Annotated in this window: 13 protein-coding genes; 12 read left to right on the forward strand and 1 reads right to left on the reverse strand. The window is 74.2% G+C overall.

The annotated features are described in order from the left end of the window. The 8 genes from ACFV4G_RS18120 to ACFV4G_RS18155 all read left to right on the forward strand — a co-directional run. A partial coding sequence (locus ACFV4G_RS18120; RefSeq protein WP_380441395.1) for a LuxR C-terminal-related transcriptional regulator occupies positions 1-1361 on the forward strand: 1361 nt, incomplete at its 5' end. A gap of 458 nt (positions 1362-1819) precedes the next feature. Further along, on the forward strand, positions 1820-4762 hold the full coding sequence (locus tag ACFV4G_RS18125; protein WP_380441416.1) for a putative bifunctional diguanylate cyclase/phosphodiesterase: 2943 nt from the start codon (positions 1820-1822) through the stop codon (positions 4760-4762). Between the two features lie 332 nt (positions 4763-5094). After that, positions 5095-6951, forward strand: coding sequence for an acetolactate synthase large subunit (locus ACFV4G_RS18130; protein ID WP_380441397.1), 1857 nt, complete (start codon positions 5095-5097; stop codon positions 6949-6951). 80 nt (positions 6952-7031) lie between these two features. Further along, positions 7032-7556 carry an acetolactate synthase small subunit gene (gene ilvN, locus ACFV4G_RS18135; protein WP_238951331.1) on the forward strand — a complete coding sequence of 175 codons (525 nt, stop codon included), beginning with the start codon at positions 7032-7034 and terminating at the stop codon, positions 7554-7556. A gap of 102 nt (positions 7557-7658) precedes the next feature. Continuing rightward, positions 7659-8657 carry a ketol-acid reductoisomerase gene (ilvC, locus tag ACFV4G_RS18140; protein ID WP_030243908.1) on the forward strand — a complete coding sequence of 333 codons (999 nt, stop codon included), beginning with the start codon at positions 7659-7661 and terminating at the stop codon, positions 8655-8657. 248 nt (positions 8658-8905) lie between these two features. Next, entirely contained in the window at positions 8906-10486 is a 1581-nt protein-coding gene (gene serA, locus ACFV4G_RS18145; protein ID WP_380441418.1) for a phosphoglycerate dehydrogenase, read from the forward strand. 289 nt (positions 10487-10775) lie between these two features. Then, a complete protein-coding gene (locus ACFV4G_RS18150; protein WP_380441399.1) occupies positions 10776-10937 on the forward strand; it encodes a hypothetical protein in 162 nt (53 codons plus the stop codon). Between the two features lie 226 nt (positions 10938-11163). After that, positions 11164-14511: a S8 family serine peptidase gene (locus tag ACFV4G_RS18155; RefSeq protein WP_380441401.1), complete on the forward strand. Its 3348-nt coding sequence runs from the start codon at positions 11164-11166 to the stop codon at positions 14509-14511. A 60-nt stretch (positions 14512-14571) separates the two neighbouring features. On the opposite strand, the gene ACFV4G_RS18160 is transcribed toward ACFV4G_RS18155, so the two are convergent. Then, the gene (locus ACFV4G_RS18160; protein ID WP_380441403.1) at positions 14572-17004 is read right to left on the reverse strand and encodes a YfhO family protein; all 2433 of its coding nucleotides are present in this window, start codon (positions 17002-17004) and stop codon (positions 14572-14574) included. Positions 17005-17195: 191 nt separating this feature from the next. On the opposite strand from ACFV4G_RS18160, the gene ACFV4G_RS18165 reads away from it, so the two are divergent. The 4 genes from ACFV4G_RS18165 to cimA all read left to right on the forward strand — a co-directional run bounded on the left by ACFV4G_RS18165 (position 17196) and on the right by cimA (position 22200). Continuing rightward, a complete protein-coding gene (locus ACFV4G_RS18165; protein ID WP_380441405.1) occupies positions 17196-17816 on the forward strand; it encodes a Uma2 family endonuclease in 621 nt (206 codons plus the stop codon). A 9-nt stretch (positions 17817-17825) separates the two neighbouring features. Further along, positions 17826-18863, forward strand: coding sequence for a 3-isopropylmalate dehydrogenase (locus ACFV4G_RS18170; protein ID WP_380441407.1), 1038 nt, complete (start codon positions 17826-17828; stop codon positions 18861-18863). 259 nt (positions 18864-19122) lie between these two features. Next, positions 19123-20235 (forward strand): branched-chain amino acid aminotransferase, encoded by a 1113-nt coding sequence (locus tag ACFV4G_RS18175; RefSeq protein WP_380441409.1) that lies wholly within the window; start codon positions 19123-19125, stop codon positions 20233-20235. A gap of 360 nt (positions 20236-20595) precedes the next feature. Further along, the gene (gene cimA / locus ACFV4G_RS18180; RefSeq protein ID WP_380441411.1) at positions 20596-22200 is read left to right on the forward strand and encodes a citramalate synthase; all 1605 of its coding nucleotides are present in this window, start codon (positions 20596-20598) and stop codon (positions 22198-22200) included. Positions 22201-22315 lie beyond the last annotated feature (115 nt).

The following is a 22315-nucleotide window of genomic DNA, read 5'->3' on the forward strand; positions in this document are numbered from 1 at the left end:
CCGCTCCCCCCACGCCCCACCCCCCCGCCGCCGCTCACCCCCGCCGCGCCCGCGCCCTCGGCGCGCACGCCGTCGAGCAGCACGCGCGGATGACGCTCGCCGGCCTGCGCTACGACCTGGAGGGGGACGCCGAGTCCGGGCTGGCCGGGCTGCGGGCCGCCGTCGAGGCCTCCCGGCGGGTCGGCACGCCGGACGTGCTGCTGCGCGGCATCAACAACCTCGCCAGCGTGCTGCGCGGGCTCGGCCGGTCCGAGGAGGCGATGGCGATGGCCCGCGAGGGCCTGGAGCACGCCGCCGGCTACGGACTGGTGCGCAACAGCGGCAGCATCCTGACCGGCAACCTGGCCGAGGCGCTGATCGACCTCGGCCGCCTCGCGGAGGCCGTCGAGGTGCTGGGCGACTGCGACCCGGACGAGACCACCAACGCCCACGCCGAGTTCCTGGAGCGGATGCGCGGCGAGATCGCCCTGCTGCGGGGGGACCTGCCCAAGGCGGCCGTTCTCGTGGCCCGGGCCCGGGAGGCCAACCGGGTCGGCCGGATCCAGCACTCGGCGCCGATCAGCCGGCTCGCGGTGCGGATCGCGTGGCTGAACGGCCGGCCGATGGAGGCCCGCGCCGAACTGCTCGGCGCGCTCGCGGACGCCCGGCGGCTCGGCGACGAGGCCGACGTGTACCCGCTGCTGTTCGAGGGGGCCGCGGTGGAGGCGGACTCCCGGGGCCTGCCGGAGGCCGCGGCCGGGCGGGCCGAGGCGCTGGCCGGGATCGCCGCGACGGCGGCCGGGCTCACCCCCAAGGCGCCGCTGCACCACGGCTGGGCGCGGCTGCTGGAGTGCGAGCTGGCCCGCGCCGGGGGCACCGACACCCCGGAGCAGTGGGCCGCCGCGGTCGCCCTGCTGCGGCCGGTCGCCCTGCCGCACCCGCTGGCGCTCGGCCTGCTGCGGGCGGGCGAGGCCGAGGTGCGGGCCGGGCGGCGCGAGGCGGCCGCCGAACTCCTGCGCGAGGCGCGGGAACTGGCCGAGGCGCGCGGCGACCGCCCGCTGGTCGCCGAGATCACCGGCCTGGCCGACCGCGCCGGGCTGGCGCCGGCCCCGGCCGCGCCCGCGGCGGCCTCCTCGGGGCAGGCCGCACCGGCGGGGGAGTCGTTCGGGCTCACCCCCCGTGAGCGGGACGTGCTCCGGTTGCTCGCTCGCGGCTGGACGAACCGGCAGATAGCCGAGGAGCTGTACATCTCTCCGAAGACCGCGAGCGTGCACGTGTCCAACATCCTCGGCAAGCTCGCGGTCGGCGGCCGCGGCGAGGCGGCCGCGCTGGCCCACCGGCTGCGGCTGTTCCCGGACGACCTGGCCCCCGCCACCGGGTGACCCGCGCTCCGGCCCGGGACCGGCAGGCGGACCCCGCCCGCCGGCCCCGGACCGGTGGGCGCCGTCGCGTGCTCCCGTGCGCGCCGCGTGAGCCCCCGCCCGCGCGCCGCCGCCAACCGGGCCGATCCGCCGGAATCAGGTGCATTTCCCTACCCTCCCACCATTACTCTAAGTTCAGTGTGCGTGTCATTGAGTGACGGAATTGGTGTAGGGTCCCGATCGGGAGCATCGGTGCGGTGCGGCGACCGGAAGGCCGCCCACCCCCTGGGCCACCGTCCTGACGGTGCGCCAGGTCACCGCGTACGGCGAAGCGGCGCGCGGCCGGTGGCCCGTGGCCGGGGCGCCGGGTCCCGGGCCGGAGGGGGAGAGGTCAAGTGAGCTCCACCGATACGGTGCTGCCCGCGGCCGAGCGGCCGGGCGCGCCGGCCGCCGACGCGCCCACCACGAGACGCGGCCCGATGCGCCGCCTGCGGGAGGGCCGCGCCCTGCCCGGCCTCGCCCTCGGCGCCCTGTGCCTCAGCTACGCGTGCGGCGCCGCGACCGGCTGGGGGTCCCACCAACTCGCCGTCTTCATGGGTGATTTCGGTCTCGCCGCGGCGGCCCTCGCGGCCGCGCTGTCCTGCCTGGTCTACGGCTGCACGGTCGGCGGCCACGCCCGCCCGGCCTGGCTGCTGTTCGGCCTCTCCTCGCTCACGGTGGCCTTCGGCAACGGCACCTGGGGCTGGTACGAGCTCGTCGAACGCACCGCCCTGCCCCAGGACTCGCTCGCCGCGTACGCCTTCCTGCTGTTCGCCCCGCTCTCCATCACCGGCATCCTGGTGCTCGCCCAGCGCCCGCGCTCCGCGGCCGGCTGGCTCTGCCTCCTGCTGGACGGCTGGCTGATCGCGGGCTCGCTGTTCACCCTCAGCTGGAGCCTGGCGCTCGGCCGGATCGCCGCCGGCGAGGGCGGCTCGGTGCTGACCCTGGCCCTCAAGCTGGCCTACCCGGTGCTGGACATCCTGCTGGTCAGCCTGGTGGTCGGGCTGCGCTTCGGCGGCCGGGACGGCAACCGGGCCGCCGTGCACACCGCGATGATGGCGCTCGCCGTCACCGTCATCTGCGACGCCCTGTTCACCTCCCCGGCGCTGCACAGCAGTTACCACTCCGGCGAGCTCCTCGACGCCGGCTGGTTCTCCGGCAGCCTGCTGCTGGCCTGGGCGCCGTGGTCGCCGCGCTGGCGCCGCCCGCTGCGCGAGCACCCGTCGGCCGGCGGCCTGCCGCGCCGCCGGGTGGCCACCACGTTCAGCGCGCTCACCCCGTACGCCGCGGCCGCGGTGTGCACCGCCGGGATCCTGTACAACGCGCTCGGCGGGCGCCAGCTCGACCGGGTGGTGGCCGCGGCCGCCTGCACCGTCGGCCTCGCGCTCATCCTGCGCCAGGGCGTGATGCTGCTCGACAACCTCTCGCTCGCCCAGGAGCTCGCCCACAAGGAGGCGCACTTCCGTTCCCTGGTGCAGGGCTCCAGCGACGTCATCATGATCGCCGGCGCCAACGGCGTCCTCTCGTACGTCTCCCCGGCCGCGCTCGGCGTCTACGGGCGCGACCCGGAGGAACTGGTCGGCGGCAACCTGCTGGACCTCGTGCACCCCGAGGACGTCGACCGGGTGCTCGGCGAGGTGCGCCGCTACCTCGCCCGGGTCCGCCTCACCGCGCACCGCTCGCCGGGCACCGCCGAACCCTCCGCCCGGGTCGAGTGCCGGATCCGCTCCGGCGCCGGCGAGTGGCTGCACGTCGAGTCCACCGTCAGCCGGCACCGCGACGGGCTGATCCTCAACAGCCGGGACGTCACCGAACGCGTCATGCTCCAGGCCCAGTTGCAGCACAACGCCTTCCACGACCCGCTCACCGACCTGCCCAACCGGGCGCTGTTCACCCAGCGGCTGCGGGCCGCCCTCGGCACCCGCGACCGGCAGGGCGGCCGGGGCGAGCCGGGCGCCGGGATCGCCGTGCTCTTCCTCGACCTGGACGGCTTCAAGGCGGTCAACGACAGCGCCGGCCACCAGGTCGGCGACGAGCTCCTGGTGCAGGCCGCCCGCCGCCTGCAGGGCGCCGTCCGCTGCGGGGACACCGTCGCCCGCTTCGGCGGCGACGAGTTCGCCGCGCTGGTGTGCGGCCCGCTCGGCCGCCTCCAGGTCCAGGAGCTCGCCGACCGGCTGCGGGTCGCGCTGTCCGAGCCGTACTGGATCGGCGGCGCCGAGCTCGCGGTCGCCGCCAGCATCGGCATCGCCTTCGGCACCCCCGAGCGCGGCCCGGCCGCCGACCCGCGCACCGGCGCCGACGAGTTGATGCGCAACGCCGACCTCGCGATGTACCGGGCCAAGTCCGAGGGCAAGGGCCGGGTGGTGCTCTACAGCCCCGCCATGCGGGCCGACCTGGAGCGCCGCACCGAACTCGACGAGCGGCTGCGGGTCGCCGTCCGCGAGGGCGGCTTCACGCTGCTCCACCAGCCCGTGGTCGACCTCGGCAGCGGCGCCGTGACCGGCGTCGAGGCGCAGGCCCGCTGGCGCTCGGCGAAGGGCCTGCTGCTCACCCCCGCCGAGTTCCTGCGCTCCGCCGAGCACGGCGACGCGGCCACCCGCTTCTCCCGCTGGCTGATCCACGAGGCGGTGGCGGCGGCCGCCGCCCGGCGCGGCCTGCCCTCCCGCAACCGCACCGGCCCCGCGCCGGTGCCCGTAGCGGTCCGCCTCTCCGCCGAGCGGCTGTGCTCGCCCGGACTGTACGAGACCGTCGCGGCCGCGCTGCGCGACCACCGGCTGCCGGCCGGCGAACTGGTGATCGAGGTGGCCCGGATGGGCCCGGACGCCCTCGCCGACGAACTCGGCCGCCGCCTGGCCGCACTGCGCCGGCTCGGGGTCGCCACCGTCCTGGCCGGTTACGGTGCCGGCAGCGGCTCGCTGGGCGCCCTCGCCCGGCTGCCGCTGGACGGCCTCAAGCTGGACCGCTCCCTCGTGCAGGACCTCGGCGAGTCCGCGCTCAGCCGCACCCTGGCCGGGCACGGGCTGCGCCTCGGCCGCGACCTCGGGCTGCTCACCGGCGCCGAGGGGGTGGACCTGCCCCGGCAGATCGCCGCCCTGCAGGAGCTCGGCTGCCGCCAGGGCCAGGGATCGGCCTTCGCGCCGCCGCTCGACGAGCCCCGGCTGCGCCGCGCCCTGGTGCGCCGCGGCTACCCCCTGCCGAGACCGCTCGGCTCGCTCTCGGCCCGCCGGGCGTACCTGGCCGCGGACACCCGGACGAGTGGCCGCGGGGAGTCTCAGGGAGGGCGTGTCGTACATCACCACGGGGCCTCCGACCTGCCCGAACACCGGGCGGTGGCAGGTCCGGGAGTCGGTCCGCATGGCGAGACGGCCGTCCCACCTGCTTGACATGCGCCCCCGAACGGGAGGAAGGTCGTTGCCATGCGCACCCGAATTCTCGTACTTGGCGGGCGCGTCGGCTGAGCGGGCACGCACGCCCCGCTTGTGACAGACCGACGCGCCACCCCTCGCATGCCCTTGGCACGAGGGGTTTTTTGTTGCACTGACGCTGTTCCACCCACGCAAGACCCCTGGCCGCAACTGCTCCGCGAACCCCACGGAAACGGGGAAAAGCGGGACGATTGAGGCAGAGCCGGCGATCGGCCCGAACCGGGACCCCACCCTCGAAGCACCTGGGGCCCGCACCACAGGGCCGGCAAAACCCGAGAAGAGACAGGCAGATGACCGAGCACGCCGCATCCCCCCGCCGCGGGGACAACCCGGCCGCCCACGCTCCCGCTCCCCAGCACGTCGTCGAGACCATGACCGGCGCCCAGTCGCTCATCCGCTCGCTCGAAGCCGTGGGCGCGGACACCGTGTTCGGCATCCCGGGCGGGGCCATCCTGCCCGCCTACGACCCGCTGATGGACTCGGCCAAGGTGCGTCACATCCTGGTGCGCCACGAGCAGGGCGCCGGGCACGCCGCCACCGGCTACGCCCAGGCCACCGGCAAGGTCGGGGTCTGCATGGCCACCTCGGGTCCGGGTGCCACCAACCTCGTCACCCCGATCGCCGACGCCTACATGGACTCCGTCCCGATCGTCGCGATCACCGGCCAGGTCGCCTCCAAGGCGATCGGCACCGACGCCTTCCAGGAGGCGGACATCTGCGGCATCACGATGCCGATCACCAAGCACAACTACCTGGTCACCGACCCCGCCGAGATCCCCCGGGTGATCGCCGAGGCGTTCCACATCGCCGCCACCGGCCGCCCCGGCCCGGTCCTGGTCGACATCGCCAAGGACGCCCTCCAGGCCACCACGACCTTCCGCTGGCCGGTCGAGACCTCGCTGCCCGGCTACCGTCCGGTCACCAAGCCGCACGCCAAGCAGATCCGCGAGGCCGCGAAGATGCTGGTGGGCGCCAAGCGCCCGGTGCTGTACGTCGGCGGCGGCGTGATCAAGGCGCAGGCCACCGCCGAGCTGCGGATCCTGGCCGAGCTGACCGGCGCCCCGGTCGTCACCACCCTGATGGCGCTCGGCGCCTTCCCCGACAGCCACCCGCAGCACCTGGGCATGCCCGGCATGCACGGCAGCGTCCCGGCCGTCACCGCGCTGCAGAAGGCGGACCTGCTGTTCACCCTCGGTGCGCGCTTCGACGACCGCGTCACCGGCAAGCTGGACGGCTTCGCCCCGTACGCCAAGGTCGTCCACGCGGACATCGACCCGGCCGAGATCGGCAAGAACCGCCCGGCCGACGTGCCGATCGTCGGTGACGCCCGCGAGGTGCTGGCCGACCTGATCGTCGCCGTCCAGGCCGAGTTCGACGCCGGCCACAAGGGCGACTACAGCGAGTGGTGGCAGAAGCTCGACGAGTGGAAGCAGACCTACCCGCTGGGCTACGAGCCCGCCCCCGCCGGGGAGCTCTCGCCGCAGCAGGTCATCGAGCGGATCGGCCGGATCGTCGGCCCGGACGCCATCTACGCCGCGGGCGTCGGCCAGCACCAGATGTGGAGCTCGCAGTTCATCCGCTTCGAGAAGCCGGCCACCTGGCTGAACTCGGGCGGCGCGGGCACCATGGGCTACGCGGTCCCGGCCGCGATGGGCGCCAAGGCGGGCCGTCCGGAGGCCGTGGTCTGGGCGATCGACGGCGACGGCTGCTTCCAGATGACCAACCAGGAGCTGGTCACCTGCGCCCTGAACGGCATCCCGATCAAGGTCGCGGTCATCAACAACGGTTCGCTGGGCATGGTCCGCCAGTGGCAGACGCTGTTCTACAACCAGCGCTACTCCAACACCGTGCTGCACGCCGGCCCCGGGCACGACGGCGTCGAGCCGCCGGAGCAGGGCGGCACCCGGATCCCCGACTTCGTCAAGCTGTCCGAGGCGATGGGCTGCGTCGGGCTGCGCTGCGAGCGCCCCGAGGACCTGGACGCGGTCATCGAGCAGGCGATGGCGATCGACGACCGCCCGGTCGTCATCGACTTCATCGTCCACCAGGACGCCATGGTCTGGCCGATGGTCGCGGCCGGAACCAACAACGACGAGATCCAGTTCGCCAAGGGCATCCGCCCCGACTTCGGCGACGACCTCGACTGACGCCCCGCCCTCCCGTCGCCCACCGCCACCCTTCTCGGGACCGGCTTCGCCGGACCCCCCTCGTGCGCCTGAGGAACGACATGTCCAAGCACACCCTCTCCGTCCTGGTCGAGAACAAGCCCGGCGTGCTCGCCCGCATCGCCTCGCTGTTCTCCCGTCGGGGCTTCAACATCGACTCCCTCGCCGTCGGCCCGACCGAGCATCCGGACGTGTCCCGGATGACGATCGTGGTCAACGTCGAGGACCTCCCGCTGGAACAGGTCACCAAGCAGCTCAACAAGCTCGTGAACGTGATAAAGATCGTCGAACTCGACCAGGCCGCTGCGATCCAGCGGGAACTGGTCCTGGTGAAGGTCCGCGCCGACAACGAGACCCGGTCGCAGATCGTCGAGATCGTCCAGCTGTTCCGTGCCAAGACCGTCGACGTGTCGCCCGATGCGGTGACCATCGAGGCCACCGGCAGTTCGGACAAGCTGGAGGCCATGCTCCGGATGCTGGAGCCGTACGGCATCAAGGAACTGGTCCAGTCCGGCCTGGTCGCCATCGGGCGCGGTGCCCGTTCGATCACCGATCGTTCGCTCCGCGCCCTGGACCGCAGCGCGTAACCGGCGTTTCTCACACGCTGAACAAAGACCCCACACCCCGCCGGGTGCGAATACGGTAGGCACCGCGTACCCGGCACCCATCACGCAAGGAGATGTGCCCCCGTGGCCGAGCTGTTCTACGAAGACGACGCCGACCTGTCCATCATCCAGGGCCGCAAGGTCGCGGTCATCGGCTACGGGAGCCAGGGCCACGCCCACGCGCTGTCCCTGCGCGACTCCGGCGCCGACGTCCGCGTCGGCCTCAAGCCCGAGTCCAAGTCCCGTGCCAAGGCCGAGGAGGCCGGCCTGCGCGTGGTCACCCCGGCCGAGGCCGCGGCCGAGGCCGACGTCATCATGATCCTGGTGCCGGACCCGATCCAGGCCGACGTCTACGAGGCGGACATCGCCCCGCACCTGAAGGCCGGCGACGCCCTGTTCTTCGGCCACGGCCTGAACATCCGCTTCGGCTTCATCAAGCCCCCGGCGGACGTCGACGTCTGCATGGTCGCCCCGAAGGGCCCGGGCCACCTGGTCCGCCGCCAGTACGAGGAGGGCCGCGGCGTCCCCGCGATCGTCGCGGTCGAGCAGGACGCGACCGGCAACGCCTTCGCCCTGGCGCTGTCCTACGCCAAGGGCCTCGGCGCCACCAAGGCCGGCGTCATCAAGACCACCTTCACCGAGGAGACCGAGACCGACCTGTTCGGTGAGCAGGCCGTCCTCTGCGGTGGCACCGCCGCCCTGGTGAAGGCCGGGTTCGAGACCCTGGTCGAGGCCGGCTACCAGCCGGAGATCGCCTACTTCGAGTGCCTGCACGAGCTGAAGCTCATCGTCGACCTGATGTACGAGGGCGGCCTGGAGAAGATGCGCTGGTCGGTCTCCGAGACCGCCGAGTGGGGCGACTACGTCACCGGCCCGCGCATCATCACCGACGCCACCAAGGCCGAGATGAAGAAGGTCCTCGCCGAGATCCAGGACGGCACCTTCGCCAACACCTGGATCGCCGAGTACAAGGCCGGTCTGCCCAAGTACAACGAGTACAAGAAGGCCGACGAGGACCACCTGCTGGAGACCACCGGCAAGAAGCTGCGCTCGCTGATGAGCTGGGTCAACGAGAAGGCCTGACCCGGCCCGGGGTCCGCCCCGTTCCGCAACTCCCTTGTACAAGTAGGCTGCTCCCGTCCGGGTGATTTCGCCGGACGGGAGCAGCCTCGTACTCCGCCCGTCGATACACTTCCGAGTGCGCGTCAGGCCCACAGCGTCGTGCGTCTACCTACGCGGCATGCCACCTTCCCCCGCCCTCCACGCCACCGCCGTGCCCGGGGGAACCGGACAGTTAAGGACACACTGTCGTGAGCACTGCTAACAACACTGTGAGAACCGGCGTCGTACTGATCGCCGAGGAGCTGTCGCCCGCCACCGTCGACGCCCTCGGCCCCGACTTCGAGATCCGCCACTGCAACGGTGCCGACCGCACCGAGCTGCTCACCGCGATCGCCGACGTCGACGCGATCCTGATCCGCTCGGCGACCAAGGTCGACGCCGAGGCGCTGGCCGCCGCCCGCAGGCTGAAGGTCGTCGCCCGCGCCGGCGTCGGTCTCGACAACGTGGACGTGGCCGCCGCCACCAAGGCCGGCGTGATGGTCGTCAACGCGCCGACCTCCAACATCGTCACCGCCGCCGAGCTCGCCTGCGGCCTGCTGATCTCCGTCGCCCGCAACATCGCGCCGGCCAACGCCGCGCTCAAGCAGGGCGAGTGGAAGCGCAACAAGTACACCGGCGTCGAGCTGAGCGAGAAGGTCCTCGGCGTCGTCGGCCTCGGCCGGATCGGCGTCCTGGTCGCGCAGCGGATGTCCGCGTTCGGCATGAAGATCGTCGCGTACGACCCCTACATCCAGGCCGCCCGCGCCGCGCAGATGGGCGTCAAGCTGGTCTCGCTCGAAGAGCTGCTGGAGGTCTCGGACTTCATCACCGTCCACCTCCCGAAGACCCCCGAGACGATCGGCCTGATCGGCGACGAGGCGCTGCACAAGGTCAAGCCCACCGTGCGCATCGTCAACGCCGCCCGTGGCGGCATCGTCGACGAGGAGGCGCTCGCGAGCGCCCTGCGCGACGGCCGGGTGGCCGGCGCCGGCCTCGACGTGTACGCGAAGGAGCCGTGCACCGACTCCCCGCTGTTCGCCTTCGACAACGTGGTCGCCACCCCGCACCTCGGCGCCTCCACCGACGAGGCGCAGGAGAAGGCCGGCATCGCCGTCGCCAGGTCGGTGCGCCTCGCGCTGGCCGGCGAGCTGGTGCCGGACGCCGTCAACGTCCAGGGCGGCGTGATCGCCGAGGACGTGCGCCCGGGCCTGCCGCTCGCGGAGAAGCTCGGCCGGATCTTCACCGCGCTGGCCGGCGAGGTCGCCGTGCGGCTCGACGTCGAGGTCCGCGGCGAGATCACCCAGCACGACGTCAAGGTGCTCGAACTGTCCGCGCTGAAGGGCGTGTTCGAGGACGTCGTGGCGGAGACGGTGTCCTACGTCAACGCCCCGCTGTTCGCCCAGGAGCGCGGTGTCGAGGTGCGCCTGACCACCTCCAGCGAGAGCCCCGAGCACCGCAACGTCATCACCGTCCGCGGCACGCTCGCCGACGGCGAGGAGATCGCCATCTCCGGCACGCTGGCCGGCCCGAAGCAGACCCAGAAGATCGTCGGCGTGGACGCCTTCGACGTGGACGTCGCGCTCACCGACCACATGGCCTTCTTCAAGTACGAGGACCGCCCGGGCGTCGTCGGCGTCCTCGGCAAGCACCTCGGCGACGCCGGCATCAACATCGCCGGCATGCAGGTCGCGCGGGACGGCGGCGGCGCGCTCGCGTCCCTCACCGTGGACAGCGAGATCCCGCAGGACGTGCTGTCGGCGATCGCCGCCGAGATCGGCGCCCGCTTCGCGCGGTCGGTCGACCTGGGCTGACCCTCCCGAGGCTCCGTACCGGGCCCGGACCTCCGTTTCGACGGTGGTCCGGGCCCGGTTGCGTGCGTGCGGGTGACTCCCGTCTCAGATACTAGGAAATCCAAGTATTCGTGCAGACACGGCCGGGCCGGGGTCGTACCGTGGAAGAGCCATACGGTGTGCCGCCCCTGTAGCCAGGGCGCGCGGCCCGTGTGTGCGTGCGCCTTCACGGGCAGGCGACCCCTGCCTCTGCGCGTACCCCTCCCCTCACCATGTCGTGCTTCTGCGCGCCGCTTCCAAGGAGTCCGGTATGCCTTCCACCGCCGACCGCCACGCCTCTCCCGCCCCCGCCGCCACCCCCGTCCGCGCCCCGCGCCGCCGCCGGTCCGCCGAGCGGAACCCCTTCGCCGCCGCCGCGCTGCAGCGCTCGCTGGACCGCCGGGACAACGGCGGTGCGACCGGCCACCTCTGACCGGCGGGGCCGTCCGGGCGTTCATCTGCCAACTGGGCCGGACGGGCTGACGGACGGTCACCCGGGAGAGTGCACCTTGCCTCCGTCCGGGGGACGGTGCTCGCACCGGCCGACGCGATCATCCTAATTTGGGGCCCCCGGAAGGGTGATCGACGCCCGCGCGGGCGGGCGTCAGCGACCTCCTCGGTGTGCGGATCCGTCCCCCTTGCCGGGGGAGAGGGCCCACGTGCGTCTGCCAACCGTCCGCCGTTCGCTCGCCCGGATCGGCGTCACCCTGACCCTGCTGGTCGGCCCGGCCGCGCTCGCCGCCGCGCCGGCCGGCGGCAGTCCGCCGACGGACCCGCCCGGGTCCGGCCGCGCGGCGTCCGTCCTGCTCGAACTCGGCACCGAGGCGGCCGGCCCCGCCTGGCGGCGCGCCGCCGACGACTCCCGGCGGGCCCGGCGCTCCCCCGAGGAGGTCCGCCGGGCGGCCGCCAGGGCCGGCGCCGACCAGCGGGCCAGGGCCGGCGACGCGCTGGACCGGGCCGCCACGGCCGTCCACCGGGCCGTGCCCGCCGCCCGCGAGCTGTACCGCACCCGCACCCTGCTCACCGGCCTCGCCGTCACCGCGCCCGCCGACCGGCTGGCCGCGCTGCGGGCACTGCCCGGCGTCCGGGCCGTCCACCCGATCGTCCGCAAGCAGCGCGACAACGCGTACTCCGTTCCGCTGACCGGCGCCCCACAGGTGTGGGAGGCCGCCGCGAGCGGGACGGGGAGCGACGGCAACACCGGCAAGGGCGTGCGGATCGGCGTCATCGACAGCGGCATCGACTACACCCACGCGGACTTCGGCGGCCCCGGCACCGAGGCCGCCTACCGGTCGGTCGAGCGCGGCAAGCCCGCCCCGGCCGCGCTGTTCCCCACCGCCAAGGTGATCGGCGGCAAGGACCTGGTCGGCGACGACTACGACCCGGACCCGTCCTCCCCGCACCACCAGCCGGTGCCGCACCCCAGCGACAACCCCATCGACTGCGACCGCAACGGCCACGGCACCCACGTCGCCGGCACCGCGGCCGGTCTCGGCGTCACCGCCGACGGCCGCACCTACACCGGGCCCTACCGGGCCGGCCTCGACCCGGCCGGCTTCAGGATCGGCCCGGGCGCGGCCCCCGGCGCCCAGCTGTACGCGATCCGGGTGTTCGGCTGCGAGGGCTCCACCGACCGCCTCGCCCAGGCCCTCGACCTCGCCGCCGACCCCAACGGCGACGGCGACCTCGGCGACCGCCTCGACGTCGTCAACCTCTCGCTCGGCAGCCGCTTCGGCAGCCCCGACGACGCCGACGCGGTGGCCGTCGACCACCTGGCCGCGCTCGGCACCGTCGTGGTCGCCGCCGCCGGCAACGAGGGGGACGTCTACGGCATCAGCGGCAGCCCCGGCACCGCCGCCCGGGCCATCGCCGTGGCCGCCTCCGTGCACGGGCACGCCGACACCGACGGCATCACCGTGCTCGCCCCGGCCGACCTCGCCGGCGCCGTCCCCGCCCACTGGAGCGAGCGCTACCAGGGCTGGTCCACCGCCGACGTGCACGGCCGACTCGCCCTGCCCGCCGACCAGTCGGACGGCTGTACCGCGTTCAGCGCGGCCGACCGGCAGCGGCTCGCGGGCAAGGTCGCGGTGCTGGCCTGGGCCACCCGCGAGTCCGAGCGGGCCTGCAACTCCGGCCCGCGCGCCGACCACGCCGCCGACGCGGGCGCGATCGGCGCCCTCTACGCCGCCGACAGCGACCACCTGCCCGAGATCGCCGGCAACGACCGCATCCCCGTCGCCCTGCTGGCCCGCGCCGACGGCGAGCGGCTCCGCCGGGCCGCCGCGGCCGGCGGGGCCGAGGTCCGGCTGGCCGCCCCCGGCAACCCGCTGCACGGCTCGGTCTCCCAGCTCCAGCCCGAACGGGCCGACACCCTCACCGACTTCACCTCGCGCGGCATCGGCCTGCCCGGTGTCGTCAAGCCCGACCTCGCGGCCCCCGGCGAGAGCATCTGGTCCGCGCTCGCCGGCAGCGGCAGCGGCGGCCAGCGCGAGGACGGCACCTCGATGGCCACACCGCACGTGGCCGGGCTCGCCGCCCTCGTCCGCGCCGCCCACCCGGACTGGCCGGTCGAGGAGGTCAAGGCGGCGCTGATGAACACCTCCGTCGACACCCGCCTCGACGCGGACCGCGGCAGCCCGGTCTACGGCCCCGAGCGCACCGGCGCCGGCCGGGCCGCGGTCGACCGGGCCGTGCGCACCCCGGCCGTCGCCTACGCCTCCGGGGACGGCGCGGTCGAGGGCTCCGTCGGCGTCTCCTTCGGGCCGGTCGAGGTCGGCGGCCCGACGGCGCTGCGGCGCGAGATCGAGGTGCGCAACCACTCGGCGGCGCCGCTGAGCTACCGCACCGGGTACGCGGCGGCCACCGAACTGCCCGGCGCCCACTACGAGGTGGCGCCGGAGCAGGTCGACGTCCCGGCGGGCGGCACCGCGCACGTCCGGGTGACGCTCAGCGTCCCCGGAGAGCTGGGACGCGCGCCGGACCCGACCCTCGACGCCGTCCAGGGCGGCAAGGCACGCTCCTACCGGGGCGAGCTCTCCGGACGCGTCCTGCTCAGCCCCGTCACCGACCCGGCCCTGCCCGAGCTGCGGGTCCCGGTGTTCGCGGCCCCGCGGCCCGCCACCGGCCTCAGCGCCTCCGCCCCGGTGCGCACCGCCCGGGACGGCACCCTGCTGGTGCTCGGCGGGAGCAGCGCCCCCGGGGACCGGCCGGGACTCGTCAGTGCCTTCGCCCTCGGCGGCGAGGGCGCCCGCTGGGCCGACTGCCCGCCCGGCGGCGGCGCCGGGCTGCGGCCCGGCTCGGGCATCGTGCCCGAGAAGTCGGGCGGGGACGCGCCGGCGCCGGAGGACGTGTGCGTCGAACACCCCGGCGACCGGGCGGCGAACCTGCGGGCCGTCGGCGCCGCCGCGGACTCCGGGACGCTCTACTTCGGTGCCCGGCTCTGGGCTCCCGCCACGACGCCCGTCGGCCTCTACGGGGTCCGGGTCTCGCTGGACACCGACGGGGACGGCGTCGCCGACGTGATCGTGAAGGCCGACCGGGAGCGCGGCAGCGACGTACTGGTCGCCCGCGCGCTCGACGCCCGCACCGGCGCCGAGTTGGACGTCCAGCCGCTCAACGCCCGCTGGGGCGACGTCGACACCGCCCTGCTGGACAGCGAGGTGCTGGTCCTGCCGGTGCGGATCGCGGCCCTCCCGGGGGTCAAGGAGGGCCACAGCGTGGTGCGGTACGGCGTGTGGACCGGCCCGGCCGTCCAGGGCAAGCCGGACCCGGCCGACGCCTTCGGGTCGATCGGCCTGCGGGGCGTGCGGCCGACCGTCGCGGTCGACGTGCTCCACCCGGCCGTCACGGTCCGGGCCGGGATCGCGGGACCGGCCGCCATCGCGGCCCCGGCGCGGCCCGGCACCGTCCTCGACGTCCACCGGGCGGCGGGCGACACGTCCTCGGTCCTGCTGCTCCACCACTTCAACCCGGGCGCCCGGCGGGCGGAGGTGGTCGTGCTTCCCTGACCCCCGGACGGAAGGAGGGGCGGCCCGCACGACACGCGCGGGCCGCCCCTCCGCGTGCCGTCAGCCGGCCTGTGCCGCGCGGGCCTCCCGGCGGCGGACGCGGCGCGGGGTGTGCGGCGGGCGGCGGCGGGAGACGCGGGTGAAGACGGCGACCAGGGCGAGGGCCGCCGTGGTCGCGGACGTGACGACCAGGCCCTCGGTGAGGCCGGGCGGCCGGAACGCGCACGTGACGCGGTCCGCCCCCGCCCCCAGCGGGACGCCGATCATGCCCAGGACCGGTGTGGGCTCCGCGGGCCGGCCGCCGCCGGCCGCGCAGGTCCACCCCTCGGTGGCCGGGACGGACACCAGCGCCGTGCCCGTCGAGCCGGCCGGGAGGACGGCGGTGAGCGCGTGGCCGCCGGCCGTCACCCGGGTCGCGCCGGTCGCCGTCAGCCGGGCCACGGCCGCCTCCAGGGCGCCCGGCCGCAGGCAGCCGATCGGGCGGGCCGGGACCTGGCTCACCCCGTCGGACCGCAGCGCCACCCGGACCAGCCCGTCGGCCGGGACCGGCCCCAGCCGGTGGACCGGGACGGCGGTGGTCGGCTGGTCGCCCTCGCTGCGGTAGGTGGTGCCGAGGCCGCTGACCGTGCCCCGGTACCAGACGCCGTGGAAGAACGCCGTCCCGCCGGGCGTGCACGCCGCCGTGAACTCCGTCGCCGCGCCCCCGCCCGGCAGCGACCAGCCGCTGCTGCCGTGCGGCGTCGGCGCCGGGCCGCCCGCCGGGACGGGCACCGGAGCGTCGTACACCGGGCCGCCGAGCAGCGACTCCTGCCGCGACCACACCGAGGTGGTGTCCACCCGGTGGCCCGCCGGCAGCACGGTGACCAGCGGCGGCGCGGCGGCCCGGCCGGGGGCGAAGCCGTCCGGCGGGGGGCCGTCGTCCAGGTGGGCGCGGACGGCGAACAGCGCCTGCCCGACCGGGTCGGTGACGCTGCCGGTGCTCCGCCCGCCCGCCGTCCAGCCCGCGCCGAGGTCGTGCAGGAGCAGGGCGGCGACGGTCGGCAGGTAGCCGCTGAAGTAGCCGCCGCCCTGGCCGTCGAGGAGCAGCGGGTCGTTGGGGGTGAAGGCGTGCGGGCCCGGGTCGCTGCGCCCGGCGGGCCAGTCCGCGGCCCGGCGCACCGCCGCGTGGGCGGCCCGCACCGCCGTGCCGGAGGCCGTCCCCTCCGGGCCGGGGGCCAGCGCCGCGTAGCCGGACCAGACGGCATTGCCGAGCACCGCGCCGCCCAGCACCCAGGTGAGGGCGGCGCCGGCCCGCCGGTCGGCGTGCCACCGCTCCGACGCCCACAGCGCGGTGAGCAGCACCGCCCCGCCGACCGCCAGCAGCAGCCAGGTGGACGTCCGCACGGAGTGCCGGCCCGCCGCCAGTCCGGCGATCACCGCGATCACGGCGGCCCCGCCGAGCAGCGCGGGCAGGTCCGGCCGGTGCGCCAGCGACACCCAGGCGGCCAGCACCAGCAGCCCGCTCAGCGCGAACGCCACCCGGTACGGCCCGCCGGCCGGGATCGCCAGGCCGTGCCAGACCAGCACCGTCGGCGTCCAGACGAAGCTCAGCACCACCAGCGCCAGCGCGCCGCACCACACCGCCCGCTCGCGCACCCGCACCCGCCGGTTGAACGGCAGCCCGCACACCAGCAGCAGCCCGAACAGGCCGATGGCGACGTCCGGCAGCGGGGCGCCACCGTGCGTGCCGGGCAGCAACTGCGCGAGGTGCCCGCCGAAGCCGTCCGGGCCGAGCGGCTCCACGGGCGACTCCGGCTGGGCGGCGCGGGCGGCCCGGACGGCGACGAACAGGACGGGGGAGGCGAGCAGGACCCCGGCGACGGCCATCGTGACGGCCCGGCCGGTCGTGCGGACGCGGTGGCGGAACGGCCGGGGGGTCGCCAGCAGCCGCACGGCGAGGACGAGTCCGGCGGTGATGGTGGCCATCGCGGCGGTGTAGAGGTTGCCGGCCCAGGCGAGCGCGACGCACAGCGAGCCGAGCACCCAGCGGCGCTCGTGCAGGCACCAGTCGCCGGCCAGGCACAGCAGCGGCAGCGAGACCAGGCCCCACAGCCAGTGCGGCGCCGCCCCGCCGACGGCCAGCACCCAGGCGCAGAGCCCGTACCCGACGGCGGTGAGCGCGCGCAGCCGGCGCGGGCCCGGGTGCAGGCGGCCGAGGACGTGCGTCATCAGGGCGGTGCCCAGGCCGATGCTCGCGAGGGTGACGAGGAGGACCGCGAGGTGTCCCTGGTCGCGGGGGAGGAGTGCGGCGGGCCAGGAGAACGGGTTCATCAGGTACGCGAAGAAGTCGGCGAGGAACGGCACTCCGTACCCGCTGTTCCAGTTGAACAGGAGGTCCCCGGCCGCCCGCCCGTGCACGAGGTCCCACATGTGGGCGTGGAACGGCACCGCGAGGTCGTCCGCCCCGGGCGGCCACGCCCCGCGGAGCCCGGCGGCCAGCGCGTACCCACCCATCGCGAGCCCCGCCGCCCCCGCACAGACCCCGCCCTCCCGCCGCCACCCAGCCCGCACGCTGCGCCCCGCTCTACGAGGAATCCCGATCTCCGCCACAGTAAGTGCGCCCCCAGCGCATTCCCGGGCGTACGCGCTCCTTCGAACGGGTGGTGTGGAAGCAGCCTCGGGGCCAGTTCTGCCAAGGTTTTCCCGTGCACAAGGAGATGGATCTCGATGACATGCCGGAGTGGCTTCGCCCTCCCGCCACGGGCCACACCGCCGACGACCTTGATCGGCTCGAAAATCTCCCTCCACACACGGAGTTGCTCTTCGGAAGCCTGATCTTCTCGTCGCGCCAGACGATGTTCCACTCAAGGACGATCAGCACCTTGGAACGGCAGCTGGAGGACCAGGCGCCGGAGGGCTGGGAGGTCTGGGGCCGGATGGGATTGAAGCTTGACGCCCGGAACCGACCGGAGCCGGACGTGATGGTGGTGGACGCCAGGGCGGACACTGGCCCCGACCAGACGTTCTGTCTCGCGCAGGACGTCCTGCTGGTGGTCGAAGTGGTTGAGGAGGAATCGGCGGAGCGCGATCGTGAGCTCAAGCCGCGCAAGTACGCGAACGCCGGTATCCGGTATTTCTGGCGGGTCGAGTACGAGCAGGACCGCCCGGTCGTCCACACCTACGAGTTGGACCTGGCGTCGAGTGACTACGTTCCGACCGGGGTTTTTCCCGACCGCCTGGTGACGAGACAGCCGTTTCCTCTCGACCTCACTCTGACGCGTCCGAATCGTGGACGCGAGGTGTCAGCCCCTGGGACACCGGAGTAGGGTCCGAGCATGTCTCGCACGATTCGTCTCGCAGTTGTCCCCGGTGACGGCATCGGCCAGGAAGTCGTGGCCGAAGGGCTCAAGGTCCTCAGGGCCGTGCTTCCCGCCGAGGTGAAGCTGGAGACCACCGAGTACGACCTCGGCGCCCGGCGCTACCACCGGACCGGGGAGACGCTGCCGGACGAGGTCCTCGCGGAGCTGAAGGGGCACGACGCGATCCTGCTCGGCGCCATCGGGGACCCGAGCGTCCCGTCGGGCGTGCTGGAGCGGGGGCTGCTGTTGAAGCTGCGGTTCGCCTTCGACCACCACATCAACCTGCGGCCGGGCCGGCTGTTCCCGGGCGTCGCGTCGCCGCTGGCAGGGCAGCCCGAGATCGACTTCGTGGTCGTCCGCGAGGGCACCGAGGGCCCGTACGTCGGCAACGGCGGCTCGCTGCGCACCGGCACCGAGCACGAGGTGGCCACCGAGGTCAGCCTGAACACCGCCTTCGGCATCGAGCGCGTGGTGCGCGACGCCTACCGGCGGGCGCAGGCGCGGCCGCGCAAGAAGCTCACCCTGGTCCACAAGAACAACGTGCTGGTGCACGCCGGCCACCTGTGGACGCGGATCTTCGCCGAGGTCGGCGCGGAGTTCCCCGAGGTCACCACCGACTACCTGCACGTCGACGCGGCGACCATCTTCTTCGTCACCCAGCCGGAGCGCTTCGACGTCATCGTCACCGACAACCTGTTCGGCGACATCCTGACCGACCTGGCCGCCGCCGTGACCGGCGGGATCGGCCTGGCCGCGAGCGGCAACATCAACCCGGGCGGGGAGTTCCCGTCGATGTTCGAGCCGGTGCACGGCTCCGCGCCGGACATCGCGGGCCAGGGCAAGGCCGACCCGACGGCCACCGTGCTGTCGGTCGCGATGCTGCTGGACCACCTGGGCCTGGCCGCCGAGGCCGCCCGGGTCGAGGCCGCGGTCGCCGCGGACCTGACCGAGCGCTCCGGCACCCGCACCACCTCCCAGGTCGGCGACGCGCTCGCCGCCCGAGTATCCGGCTGAGGGGGCCGGATCCGACCAGCGGAGTTCCGGCCGATTACGGGCCGCGACCCCCACAAGGGAATCCGGCCGCGGGGCCGGACCACATAACCGCAGCTTGCAGCTTCCCAAGCGGCAGGCGACTGTTCGGCACGGCCCTCTGGATGCGAGTATCGACAGTGGGCCGTGCCGTTGTGCGTGTGTTCGGGCGTTCACCCGCCCGCAGCGACGCTCAGCCGGCGGTGGCGGCCCGAACCAACCCCACGGTGAAGGACACACAGCCATGAGCACGCCCACCCAGGCGCCCATCACGTTCGACCTCAAGCCCTCCGCCAGCCCGCTGTCCGACGCGGAGCGCGAGGCCCGGCTGACCAACCCCGGGTTCGGTCGCGTCTTCACCGACCACATGGTCACCGTCCGCTGGACCGAGGGCCGGGGCTGGCACGACGCCCAGCTGGCGCCGTACGCGCCGCTGGAGATCGACCCGGCGAACATGACCCTGCACTACGGCCAGGCGATCTTCGAGGGCCTGAAGGCCTACCGCCAGGCCGACGGCTCGATCTCCACCTTCCGCCCGGAGGCCAACGCCGCCCGCTTCCAGGCCTCGGCCCGCCGCCTGGCCATGCCGGAGCTGCCGGTCGAGACCTTCGTCGAGGCCGTCGAGCTGCTGGTCCAGCAGGAGCAGGCCTGGGTGCCGAACGAGCCCGAGCAGAGCTTGTACCTGCGGCCGTTCATGTTCGCCACCGAGGTCGGCCTGGGCGTGCGCCCGGCGAACTCCTACCTGTTCATGATCATCGCCTCCCCGGCCGGCGCGTACTTCCCGGGCGGCGTCAAGCCGGTCTCGGTCTGGCTGTCCAAGGAGTACGTCCGGGCCGCCCCCGGCGGCACCGGCGCCGCCAAGTGCGCCGGCAACTACGCCGCGTCGCTGGTCGCCCAGGCCCAGGCCGCCGAGAAGGGCTGCGACCAGGTGGTCTGGCTCGACGCCGCCGAGCACCGGTGGGTCGAGGAGATGGGCGGCATGAACCTGTACTTCGTCTTCGGCGAGGGCGAGGACGCGAAGATCGTCACGCCGGAGCTGTCCGGCGCCCTGCTGCCCGGCATCACCCGCGACTCGCTGCTGACCCTGGCCGCCGACCTCGGCTACGCCGTCGAGGAGCGGAAGATCTCCACCGACGAGTGGCAGCAGGCCAACGCCGACGGCACCCTCACCGAGGTCTTCGCGTGCGGCACCGCCGCCGTCATCACCCCGGTCGGCTCGGTCAAGTCCGCCGCCGCCGACTGGACGGTCGGCACCGGCGAGCCCGGCCCGGTCACCATGGAGCTGCGCAAGGCCCTGCTCGCCATCCAGGGCGGCCAGAGCCCCGACACCCACGGCTGGCTGCACAAGATCGTCTGATCTCCGCTCCCGCCCCACCGCCTCCGGCCCGCACCGTTTCGCATCGCGAGACGTGCGGGCCGGACCGCGGAGGGTGTGCCAGACTGCCAGCGTGTCCTCGCTGTCGCTGATTATTAGCAGCAGGCGCGCCGGTCCGCAGTGACCGCTCCCGCACGACCCGATGCGGAGCGACCACCAGCGTCCAGACCCGCGCGCAGACCTCTCGCACCCGCGAGGGGTCTTTTTGTTTCCCGGACCGGCCGAGAGCCCCCACGAAGGGCTCGGGGACACCGGGGCCGCGCGCGGGATGCTGGACAGTGGAGCCGGGACGACGAACCGGCAGAGCAGTACGAAACCTCCCCGAACGGAGAACCAGGGGTCATGACCGAGGTCACCCGTACCGACGACAGCTTCCACGTGTTCGACACCACCCTGCGCGACGGCGCGCAGCGGGAGGGCATCAACCTCACGGTGGCCGACAAGCTGGCCATTGCCCGGCACCTGGACGACTTCGGGGTGGGGTTCATCGAGGGCGGCTGGCCCGGGGCCAACCCGCGCGACACGGAGTTCTTCGCCCGCGCCGCCGCCGAGCTCACGCTCGAACACGCGCAACTGGTCGCCTTCGGCGCCACCCGCCGGGCGGGCGGCCGGGCCGCCGACGACCCGCAGCTGGCGGCGCTCGTCACCTCCGGCGCCCCCGTCGTCACCCTGGTCGCGAAGGCGCACGACCGGCACGTCGAACTGGCCCTGCGCACCACCCTGGACGAGAACCTGGAGATGATCCGGGACAGCGTCGAGTTCCTGCGGGCCGCGGACCGCCGGGTGTTCATCGACTGCGAGCACTTCTTCGACGGCTACCGGGCCAACCGCGACTACGCGCTCGACGTCGTCCGCACCGCGCACCGCGCGGGGGCCGACGTGGTCGTGCTGTGCGACACCAACGGCGGCATGCTGCCGGCCGGCGTGCGCGACATCGTCGCCGACGTGATCGCCTCGACCGGCGCCCGGATCGGCATCCACGCCCAGGACGACACCGGCTGCGCCGTCGCCAACACCCTGGCCGCGGTGGACGCCGGCGCCACCCACGTGCAGTGCACCGCGAACGGCTACGGCGAGCGGGTCGGCAACGCCAACCTGTTCCCGGTGGTGGGCGCGCTGGAGATCAAGTACGACCGCCGGGTGCTGCCCGCGGGCCGGCTCGCCGAGATGACCCGGATCTCGCACGCCATCGCCGAGCTGGTGAACCTGACCCCTGCCACCCACCAGCCGTACGTCGGCTACTCCGCCTTCGCGCACAAGGCCGGGCTGCACGCCTCCGCGATCAAGGTGGACCCGGACCTGTACCAGCACATCGACCCCGAGCTGGTCGGCAACACCATGCGGATGCTGGTCTCCGACATGGCCGGCCGCGCCTCGGTCGAGCTGAAGGGCAAGGAGCTCGGCTACGACCTCTCCACCGACCGCGACCTGGCCGGCCGGGTGGTCGCCAGGGTCAAGGAGCAGGAGAACCTCGGCTACACGTACGAGTCCGCGGACGCCTCCTTCGAACTGCTGCTGCGCGACGAGGTGCGCGGCAGCCGGGAGCGCTTCTACACGCTGGAGTCCTGGCGGACCATCAGCGAGCAGGGCCCGAACGGCTTCACGGGCAACGAGGCGACGGTCAAGCTGTGGGCCAAGGGCGTGCGCCGGATCGCCACCGGCGAGGGCAACGGCCCGGTCGACGCGCTGGACAAGGCCCTGCGCACGGCGCTCGAAGGCATCCACCCGCAGCTGGCCAAGCTGGAACTGGTCGACTACAAGGTCCGCATCCTGGAGGGCCAGCACGGCACCGGTTCCAAGACCCGGGTGCTGATCGAGTCCACCGACGGCACGTCGACGTGGTCCACCGTCGGCGTGGCCGACAACGTCGTCGCCGCCTCCTGGCTGGCGCTGGAGGACGCGTACACCTACGGCCTGATCCGGGCGGGCGTGGAGCCCACCGAGTGACGAGCCGTCAACCCGCCCGTGGGGGCCGGGGGGGGGGGGGGCGCGGGGGGGGGGGGGGGGCGGGGGGGGGGCGGGGGGGGGGGGGGGGGGGGGGGGGGGTGTTTTGGGTGTTTGT

It is taken from the genome of Kitasatospora sp. NPDC059747, from assembly GCF_042732955.1.
Lineage (GTDB): Bacteria > Actinomycetota > Actinomycetes > Streptomycetales > Streptomycetaceae > Kitasatospora.